General features: G+C 70.0%; 11 protein-coding genes. 7 read left to right on the top strand and 4 right to left on the bottom strand.

Annotation, left to right across the window (positions count from 1 at the left end; translation table 11 throughout):
* From D7X55_RS29765 to D7X55_RS29755, 3 genes are all read left to right on the top strand, one after another.
* Positions 1-678 (top strand): Fic family protein (locus D7X55_RS29765; protein ID WP_147470260.1); only part of this gene is annotated, 678 nt, incomplete at its 5' end.
* Complete coding sequence (locus D7X55_RS29760; RefSeq protein ID WP_121724835.1) at positions 675-1340, top strand: hypothetical protein; 666 nt, start codon at positions 675-677, stop codon at positions 1338-1340. The genes D7X55_RS29765 and D7X55_RS29760, both read left to right, overlap by 4 nt.
* Positions 1337-2032, top strand: a complete 696-nt coding sequence (locus D7X55_RS29755) for a hypothetical protein (protein ID WP_121724834.1) — start codon at positions 1337-1339, stop codon at positions 2030-2032. Before D7X55_RS29760 ends, D7X55_RS29755 begins: the two co-directional genes overlap by 4 nt.
* Positions 2033-2046: 14 nt before the next feature.
* Here D7X55_RS29755 and D7X55_RS29750 read toward each other — a convergent pair whose 3' ends face one another.
* Positions 2047-2700 (bottom strand): Hsp20/alpha crystallin family protein, encoded by a 654-nt coding sequence (locus tag D7X55_RS29750; protein ID WP_121724833.1) that lies wholly within the window; start codon positions 2698-2700, stop codon positions 2047-2049.
* A 150-nt stretch (positions 2701-2850) separates the two neighbouring features.
* Positions 2851-3738, bottom strand: coding sequence for a PhzF family phenazine biosynthesis protein (locus D7X55_RS29745; protein ID WP_120546654.1), 888 nt, complete (start codon positions 3736-3738; stop codon positions 2851-2853).
* Between the two features lie 136 nt (positions 3739-3874).
* Here D7X55_RS29745 and D7X55_RS29740 point away from each other — a divergent pair, with 136 nt between their 5' ends.
* Positions 3875-4657 carry a YdiY family protein gene (locus tag D7X55_RS29740; RefSeq protein WP_233610152.1) on the top strand — a complete coding sequence of 261 codons (783 nt, stop codon included), beginning with the start codon at positions 3875-3877 and terminating at the stop codon, positions 4655-4657.
* On the opposite strand, the gene D7X55_RS29735 is transcribed toward D7X55_RS29740, so the two are convergent.
* On the bottom strand, positions 4582-5625 hold the full coding sequence (locus tag D7X55_RS29735) for a FadR/GntR family transcriptional regulator (protein WP_233610151.1): 1044 nt from the start codon (positions 5623-5625) through the stop codon (positions 4582-4584). The two genes, D7X55_RS29740 and D7X55_RS29735, sit on opposite strands and share 76 nt — an antisense overlap.
* Before the next feature lie 438 nt (positions 5626-6063).
* On the opposite strand from D7X55_RS29735, the gene proC reads away from it, so the two are divergent.
* Positions 6064-6915, top strand: a complete 852-nt coding sequence (gene proC / locus D7X55_RS29730) for a pyrroline-5-carboxylate reductase (protein WP_121724832.1) — start codon at positions 6064-6066, stop codon at positions 6913-6915.
* Here proC and D7X55_RS29725 read toward each other — a convergent pair.
* Complete coding sequence (locus tag D7X55_RS29725; protein ID WP_233610150.1) at positions 6897-7568, bottom strand: helix-turn-helix transcriptional regulator; 672 nt, start codon at positions 7566-7568, stop codon at positions 6897-6899. The genes proC and D7X55_RS29725 overlap by 19 nt on opposite strands.
* A 75-nt stretch (positions 7569-7643) precedes the next feature.
* Here D7X55_RS29725 and D7X55_RS29720 point away from each other — a divergent pair, with 75 nt between their 5' ends.
* Both D7X55_RS29720 and D7X55_RS29715 read left to right on the top strand, forming a co-directional pair.
* Positions 7644-8762: a cytochrome P450 gene (locus tag D7X55_RS29720; protein ID WP_121724831.1), complete on the top strand. Its 1119-nt coding sequence runs from the start codon at positions 7644-7646 to the stop codon at positions 8760-8762.
* Positions 8762-9106, top strand: coding sequence for an antibiotic biosynthesis monooxygenase (locus D7X55_RS29715; RefSeq protein WP_120553155.1), 345 nt, complete (start codon positions 8762-8764; stop codon positions 9104-9106). The genes D7X55_RS29720 and D7X55_RS29715 overlap by 1 nt, the downstream gene beginning before the upstream one ends.
* Positions 9107-9128 lie beyond the last annotated feature (22 nt).

Below are 9128 nucleotides of genomic sequence, written 5' to 3'. Positions count from 1 at the left end.
GTGAACTCCCCGTCCTCCACCGAGCAGCTCACCCCCCACCGGGAGGCCACGCGCGCCCTGGACTGGGCGCTGCCCACGCTCCGGCTGGACCTGGAGGCCGCGGCGCGTCAGCCCTTCCGGGAGACGGGCGCGCAGGAGGACTTCCTGCACCGTCATGACGCACCGGCCCATGAATCCCAGGGGCCCGAGCGGACCGAGCGCTTCGAACAGGCCCTGGCCCGGGTGCGCCACCTCGCGGACGCGGGCGAGCCGCTGACCTTCGTCAGGATGGTGGAGGTCCAGGAGGAGCTGCTGGGTGCCCCCACGGGCTTTCGCACCGGGGACGCGTTCGCGTGGGGAGGCGCGCACCGCTACGCGCACGCGCCCGGCCTGGAGGCGGCCTTCCGCGAAAAGGTGGAGGCGGACGCGCGCGAAGACCGCCACCCGGTGGCGCATGCCACGCGGTTGTATCTGGACCTGTGTTTCTTCCACCCCTTCCCGGACGGCAACGCCCGCGCGGCGCGGCTGTGGCTGGAGTACATGCTGCGCCGGGGCCGGCTGCCCACGCCGCCGCTGGCGCCCGTGGTGCTGTGGCCCAAGCGTCCGGGAGACGCCGTGAACTACACGCGGCTGGCAAGGCTGCTGGCCCGGAGCATCGCGGGGCCGGACGCCCCGTGCCGCAACGAGGTGTCCGAATGAGTGACAACGCTTCGGCTTTCACGTGGCGCCGCATCCGCGACAGCCTGGATGCCTACGCGCCGCAATCCCTGGCGGCCAGCCTGCGGGAGGCCCTGGCCCCGCTGCGGTCCGGCCACATCCATCCCGCCCGGCTCAAGCAGGCGCAGAACGTCGTGGTGGACCTGCTCAAGGCCGAGCTGGGCCCCTGGTACCTGGAGAGCGGCCTGCCCCTGGGCAACGAAGTGCTGGGGGGCTATTGCTGGTGTCACTCGTTCTTCAACCAGAACCCGCCGCACCGCACCCATGACGTGGATGAGAACATCCAGTTCATGCTGGACGCGCTGGAGCGGATCCGTTCGTTTCTGTACGCGCTGGACGGCGTGTTCCAGGCCGCGCGCCGTCAGCTCGAGCTGGCGGGCGACGACAAGGCTCTCCGGGCAGAGGCGCTCGCGGAAGGGCTGGTGCGGACCGTGGATCTGACGGCGGAGACGACGTCCTGTGAAGAGACCTGGTACCAGGTCGCGCAGGACGCCATGACGTGGTGCATCGAGGCGATGGGACTGCCCTTGTCGGAGGCCACGCTGGAGCAGCTGGAGACCGCCTTCGTCTTCGAGTCCTGGATCGCGCCGCCTCCAGAAGTCCTCCGGGACGCGGCGGCGCGGGTGGCGGCGGGGGCGGTATGAGCCGGTCGCCCCTGGGGCACTGGCGGCTCATCCGCGACAGCCTGGATGCGTATGACCCGGAGAAGCTCATCCGGATGCTGCGTGAATACCTGACGCCGCGCGTGCCGCCGGGGACGCGCAAGCTCACGGACGAGCAGCACGACACGATGGCGAAACACATCCAGCGGATGCTCGGTCAGAACCTGGGGCCCTGGTACACGGAGACGGGGCTGTATCTGGGCAATGAGAGCTTCGGTGGCTACTGCTGGTGTCACCGCTTCTTCCGTCAGAAGCCCACGCCGGACATGAGCGTGGAATACAACATCCAGCTGATGATCGACGCGCTGGAGCGTTCGCGCGAATGGCTGTTCAAGCTGGACGTCCACTTCCAGGCGCTGAAGCGGGACCTGCCCCGGGCCCCCGAGGACCAGGACATCCGGATGCTCGCGCTGGCGGACGGCATCGTCACCACGATGAACCTCACCGCGGACGCCACGGGCTGCGAGGAGGCCTGGTACACGTTCGCGCACGAGGCGCTGGCGTGGATGTTCGACGCGATTGAACTGCGGCCGGGCTATCCGGCCGGGAAGTTGATGCGGAAGCTGTTCGCCTTCGAGTCCTGGCACTCGCCGCCCGAGTCGGAGCTGCGCGACTCGGCGGAGAAGGTGGCGGCGGCCATCGTGGCGGACGAGGGCCACCGGCACACGCACTGACTTCGCGGGTCCCTTCAGTGGATGGGCTTGCCGCGCGTCAGCTTCCGGGCCTGATCGCGCGAGCCGCCCTTCACCTCGATGCGTTTGCCCTGCACTTCCGCTTCCGGAAGCTTGAGGGAGATCTCCAGCACGCCGTTCTCGAAGTTCGCGTGGACGGACTCCGTGTCGATGCCCTCCGGAATCGGGATGACGCGGCGGAAGACACCGCTGCTGCGCTCCAGGCTCCAGATGCCTTCGGCCTCCTCTTCCTGCTCCACCTCGAACGAGCGCTCGCCCTCAATCACGAGCAGGTCCTTCAGCAGCTCCACGTGGATGTCCTCCTGCCGCATCCCTGGCAGGTCGGCCTTCACGATGAGGTTTCCGTTCCGCTCCAGCACGTCCACCTGCGGGGACCAGAGCCCTTCGGCCAGCCCGGCACTCCCAGGAGTGAAGCCCCGGCCACCGAAGCCGGTGAAGAGCTGATCCATGTCCTCCATCATCCGGCGCAGCAGCCCGAATGGGCTCATGGGCACGGCTGGCGTGGTGGACTCGCGGCGGCTGATGCCCGTGGAGCCGGTCCGGGGCTCCTGCTGCGAGGCGGTGCCCTGCATGCCGGCCTGGGCGTTCTTCGCCGCGGGCGAGGCGGAGGGCTCTCCCTGCGCCCCCGGGTTCCTGTTGTCGGTTGCCATGACGTCCTCCCCCGATGGAGCCCGGCTGGCGCCCGGCCGCCGGACCGCACCGGTGACTCAAGCGGGGATGGAATTATCCCAACCCCAAACCTGGGAGTGCTCGGGAGAGCCCACAAGGGTCCGGGGCGTCCGACATGGGCTTGAGCCCCGCTACGCGAGCAGCGTGGCCTCCATCACGGTGAGGGCCACGCCACCCACGCGGGCGCGCTCGACGTGGCCGGGCCGGCCGGTGACCTGGATGTCGATGCGGCCCGGCTTGCCGAGCGTGTCTCCCTGCTCGATGCGGCTGGACACGGTGCCGCCCTGCTCCGGCAGGCGGAGGCTCCCGTGCTCGGCGAGGTAGGCCGCCAGAGGGCCGGCGGCGGAGCCCGTCACGGGGTCCTCCAGGATGCCGAACCCCGGGACGAAGTAGCGGGCCTGGGCCGCGCTCCCCTCCTCCTTCGCCTCGCGGGTGAAGAGGTAGACGCCGCGCAGGCCGTGCGGCATCAGCAGCGCGTTCATCGCCGCGCCCCGAGGCGTCAGCGCCTCCAGGTCCGCGAGCCGCCGCAACGGCACCACCAGCCGGTGCCCCTGGCGGATCACCGGCAGTGACGGGTCCACCTGGGACGCCGTCCCGCCCAGCGTGGCCATCAGCGCCTCCAGCGCCACGGGGCTCGGCTGCGAGGGCGGAGGCGGCGTGGCAATCCACACCCGGCTGCCCCGCGAGCCCTGGGGCTCCAGTTCGATCTCGAAGGTGCCGCCGGGGCACTCCAGCGTGTACGTCCCCGGGCTGCGCAGGAGCCCCTTCTCCGCGAGCAGGTGGAAGCTGGCCACGGTGGCATGGCCGCAGAAGGGAATCTCATCCACGGGCGTGAAGTAGCGCAGGCGCACGGTGGAATCGCCGGGCCGGGACAGGAGGAACGCGGTCTCCGACGCGCTGACGGCCGCGGCGGTCCGCTGCATGGTGGGGACATCCAGCGCCGAGGCGTCGAGCACCACGCCCGCGCGGTTCCCGGCACCGGCGGTGCGGGTGAAGGCATCGATGATGTGGACCTGCATGGGCGGACTCCGGACGGGGCAAGGGCCAGTGGAACGGCGCAGGCATGCTCCGCTCCACCGCCGCCGTCAAGCGGTGGACCCACGTGCCGGCGAGGCACAGAACGGGGTTGAACGAGAGCGCCCGAGCAGGCACAGCATGCGCATGGGTCTCCTGAAGTCCGGTGGGTGGGTGGTGCTGGTGGTGTTGCTCCACGCGAGCGGCGCGGCGGCACAGATCGTCAACGTGCAGGCGCTCTTCGACGAGAAGGCGGAGCTGGGGCCGGCCGCGGCCATCGAGCTGGGCGGCGACTGGCGCACGGGCAGCACGCAGCTGTTCTCCATCCGGGGCTCGCTGGTGGGCCAGCTGCGCTCCGAGCGGAACGTCTGGCTGGGCGTCATCCGGGGCGAATATTCATTCGCGACGGGCGAGCGCATCGTCAGCCAGGTGATGGAGCACGTGCGCTACCGGCGCCGGTTCACCGACCGGGTGTCGGGGGAGGTCTTCGCCCAGCACGAATACAACGAGTTCCGCCGGCTCCAGCTCCGGGCCCTGCTGGGAGCGGGTCCCCGTTTCGTCCTGTTCAACGAAGAGAGCACGGGGCTCACTTTCGGTGTGGCGCTGATGGTGGAGCACGAGCGGCTGCGCAAGGACGGAGAACCGGACGCGGGAGACCGCTACACGGATCCACGCGTCTCCAGCTATCTGCTGGGCCGGGTGAAGCTGATGGAGAACATCAACCTCGTGGAGACGGTCTACCTCCAGCCAAGAGTCACCCGTCCCTCCGACCTGCGAGTGCTCAACGAGACGCTGTTCGCGGTGACGCCCAATCCCCGGGTCACGGTAGGCATTGGCTTCAACCTCACCTACGACAGCGCACCGCCCGCGACGGTGCCACCACTGGACACGCAAGTGCGCACCACTGTGGGGGTGAAGCTCTGACACGCGTCCCCCACCGGCGGAGGCGGTCCAGAAGCGAGCACCTCCTCCTGGGGAGAAGCCACACCAGGGCACCTCTCCTCCGCATCATCCCGCACGGGAACATCCCGCCGCGCATCCCCTGCATCCTCTGGCAAGGCAACCGGCTCCAGCTCCCCAAGGCCACGGTCATCAAGGCAAGGACGTGCGTCCAGAGCTTCATCCTTCGAGGGGACTGACGCAGGAGCGTTGAGGTGACGCTCGGGGGGAGCATGCTTCTGGAGGACAGGAGCGAAGGCGTCCAGCACAAGGTCATCGTGTGCCTTCATCAGCGCCGGCAGTTCATGTTGAATGGCCCGCGTGTCGCGGTCATGCAGGGCATCCTTCGCGCAGTTCACCCACTGGCGCAGCGGCTCACCTCCCAGGAGGGGCAGCAACTGGGCCGCGCCGACCATGAAGGCCCGCTGCAGGGACTGCACGAGGAGCACGTGCCCGGGCCGGTCCGCTACCCGGGCCGCCAGCCGCAGCAACTCGAATTCCACCTGGGCGCAGTAGGCTCCCGACTCCCAGCGCGCCGCGTCCCAAAGTCCGAAGCAGATGCTCCCCAGTTGGTCCAGGTCCCGCTTGGAGGCCCGTGCGCAGCAGTCGGACAGGAGCTCCACCAGCACCTGCCGCCGGAGGCTGAAGTAGCCCTCCAGGAGCCACCGGGCGTCAGGCGAGTGCATGTCATGCAGCGCCAGGCCCAGGTTCTCCAGCGTCAGCGACTCATCCAACGGCACCGCGCGCGTCTTGCGTCCAGGCCGCTGCACCACCACGCCCCGCGCCGCCAGCCTCCGCAGCGCCTCACGGATGGTGCCCCGGCAGACGTCATAGTGCCGCGCCAGCTTCGCTTCCGAGCCGAACTGCCCGCTCGGGTGAATCCGTCCCAGCGCGATGTCGCGCTCAATCTGTGCTTCCACGTACGCCACGAGCCCGCCGTGCCCCATCCCCATTCCCCTTCCTCGTCCCAGCATCGCCATCCAACCACAGGGGTCTGACATGGACGCGTGAGTCCCCCTCCGGAGCCGGACGAAAAAAACCTGTCCGACTGTCGGACAGGTTTTGAGGGAACCACACCGGTGCGGGCGCCTCTGCGCATGACCCGGGCCCTGGTGTCCGCTCGATTCGGCGAAACCTGTTTGTTCGTCGGACAGGTTCTGATCCATCCCACCCGGTGGGCGGCGCTGCCCGTGGCCCTACTTGGGCCCTTCGATAGGCACCCCATCACTCCCACCGCTTCGCGCGCTCAATCCAATCGCTTTGATGAAAGCCTGTCCGACTGTCGGTCGCGTTTGGGATTTGCATCCTCGGAACGTGGCACCGCTTGAGCCCCGTTGTGCTCCACCTGGCTTGGGCAACGGATGGTGGCTTCCTGGGGGTAGGATTCAGGGATGGCGCTCCCTCCCGTTCCCTCCCCTGTCGCCCTGCTGGGTGGCGGCAAGATTGCCGAAGCCCTGATCCAGGGACTGCTGCGCTCCGGCCTCGTGCGTCCTTCGGACGTTCGCGTCACCGTTCGCCGGTCTGAACGCGGAGAGGCGCTGCGCTCCCGGCACGGCGTGCACGTCCTCATGGACAACGCGCAGGCGGTGCGGGGCGCGGGAGTGGTCCTGCTGGCGGTGCGGCAGGCTCAGCTGCGGGACCTGATGGCCGTCATCTCGCCGGCCCTGGCGCCCGGGCAGACCGTGGTGTCGCTCTCCGCGGATGTCCGGCTTGCCCAGTTGGAGGCGGCACTGCCTTCCTTTGTTTCAGTCATTCGCGCCATGCCCCACACACCCGTGCGCGTGGGCGCGGGTGTGACGCCGCTGACCGCTGGAACCCGGGTGATGGAGGCAGCGAAGCGCGCAGCGGAGTCTGTCTTCGCCGCGACGGGCCAGCCGCTGTGGATGTCCGAAGAAGCCCTGACCGTGTGCACGGGCGTGTCCTGCACGGGGCCCGCGTATGTCTTTCGATTCGTCGAGGCCCTGGCCCAGGCCGCGGTGGCGCATGGAATGGACGCAGCGGAGGCGGCGGCGCTCGCCAAGGGCACGCTCATTGGCGCGGCGAAACTGCTGGCCGAACCTGATGCCGCGACTCCTCGCCTCATCGCGGAGATCGCCACCCCGGGCGGCATCACCGAAGCGGGGTTGCTGGCGATGGAAGCCGAAGGACTCCCCCGCGTCGTGGGCGAGGCAGTCTCCGTCGCCATCCAACGCACACGCGAGCGCGCCGACGCGAACGCCGCCGCCTACAGCACGCCGAAGTGACGCTTGAGCCCCCGCTGGCCTCCGGGAGTGACGATGAGGCCTCGGGAATCGGGCTGACGTTCCACCCACCCCAGCGAGAACACCCGGGCGGCGAGCGCCGCGCCCAGTGCTCCCGCGAGGTGATCGCGCCGCTCGCTCCAGTCCAGACACCGGTGGGCGAAGTGGCGCCGCTGTTCGCGCACGGACGACAGGTCGATGCCGAAGTCCTGGCACCACGCCTCGCCGCTGGGGGTCAGCACGAACGCGCGTCGGCGCAGGGAGAGGTGGCCAGACCGGAGGAGCGCGTCGGTGATGCCCATGCCCAACCGGCCCGCCAGATGGTCGTAGCAATAGCGCGCGGCCCGCAGAGGCTCGGGGGCCGCTGACGCTCGGGGGCCCCGGACCGCCACGGTCATCAGCGCTTCCACCATCCGCGCCACGGTGGGCGTCGCGAGCCGGAACACCTTGTTGCGCCCCTGCCGGGTGGCGCGAATCAGCCGCGCCTGCTCCAGACGCTGGAGGTGCGCGGTCGCCGTCGCGGGACTGACGCCCGTGCCGAACGCGAGTTCCTTGGCGACGAGCGCCCGCCCCTCCATGAGGAGCTCCAGCATCCGGATCCGCGTGGCGTCCCCCACGGCTCCAGCCAACATCGTGAGGTCCGGTCCTGCATTCATCGTTCGCTCCATGGCGAACCATTTCCTAGCACACCTCGCCAGTTCTGGCGGCAGAGTGCCCAGCCACGAGGACCGATGACACCGCCCACCGACCCGTACCAGGCCGTCACCCACCCCGACCCGTACCCGTACTACGCGCAGCTTCGCGCCCGGGGCGGACTGCACCGCCTCCCTGGCTTCGGCCCCTGGATCGCGGCGGATGCGGCCACCGTTCGCGCCGTGCTTTCCAGCGAGCATTGCCGCGTCCGGCCCCGCGCGGAGCCGGTGCCTCCGCACCTGGTGGGCACCGCCGCCGGGGCGCTGTTTGGACGGCTGGTGCGGATGAACGACGGCGGCCCCTTCCCTACCGTGAAGGAGACCCTGTCGCGCACGCTGACGGAGGCGCTGCGGGAGGTGCAGTTGGAGAGTCATCGCCAGGCGGCCCGGCTGTTCGCGAAGCCGTCGCTGTCCCGGCTGCCAGACGCAGCGCTCCAACTTCCCGTGCTCGTGCTGGGGTCTCTGCTGGGCTTCCCGGAAGACACCCTGGAAGCGAGCGTGCAGGACGTGGAGGCCTATGTCCGCTCGGTCGCCGGCCCACCTGTGCGCAGCGAAGGCGCGGCGAGGCTGCACGCGCGCGTGGCGGACTGCTTCCAGTCAAGCGCGCGGACTGCGTTCACGGCCGGGCTCATGGCAGGCCCTGGTCCAGAGGACCTGCGCGTCCCCAACGCCGTGGGCCTGCTCACCCAGGCCTATGAAGCGACGGCCGGGCTCCTTGGAGCGACGCTGCGGGCCTTCGCTCGTGAGCCCTCGCTGCGGGAACAGGTCTCACGGGGCGAGTGCTCGCTCGATGACGTGGTCCAGGAAGCGGCCCGGCACGATGCCCCGGTCCAGAACACGCGGCGCTTCACCCACTCGGCCGCGACGGTCGCGGGCGTCGAGTTGGAAGCAGGAGCGACCGTGGTCGTCGTGCTCGCCGCCGCGAACCGGGATCCCCTGGTGAATCCCCAGCCCGACGCCTTCCTGCCACGCCGTGCGGGCCGGCAGACCTTCACCTTCGGCCTGGGCGCGCATGCCTGTCCCGGGCCGCTGGTGGCGACGGCGATGGCCTCGGCGGCGGCGGCACGGGTGCTCGCGAGCGGCCTGGACCTGACGCCGCTGGCGGGCCCCGTCACCTGGCGTGCTTCCACCAACACCCGCGTCCTGGGAGGACCGTGATGATCGCTGTCATCTTCGAAGTCTGGGCACACGAGGAGCACCGGCAGCGATACCTGGACCTCGCCGCGGAGCTTCGGCCCCTGCTGGCGGACATCGACGGGTTCATCTCCATCGAGCGGTTCCAGAGCCTCGGCACTCCCAGCAAGCTGCTGTCCCTGTCGTACTGGCGCGACGAGGCGGCCGTGGCCGAGTGGCGGCGCCTGGAGGCCCACCGGGACGCGCAGCGCGAAGGACGGGCGGGCGTGTTCCAGGACTACCGCCTGCGGGTGGCGCACGTGGTGAGGGATTACGGCTTGGACGACCGGGCGGCCGTGCCCGCCGACAGCCGCACCGTGCACGGCTGACGCGGTTGACGCACGTTGGCTG

The sequence above is a fragment of the Corallococcus sp. AB049A genome (genome assembly GCF_003668885.1).
In the GTDB taxonomy this organism is placed as follows: domain Bacteria; phylum Myxococcota; class Myxococcia; order Myxococcales; family Myxococcaceae; genus Corallococcus; species Corallococcus interemptor.
Note: the sequence above shows the minus strand (reverse complement) of the source record. Positions and strands in the feature narration are given on the sequence as shown.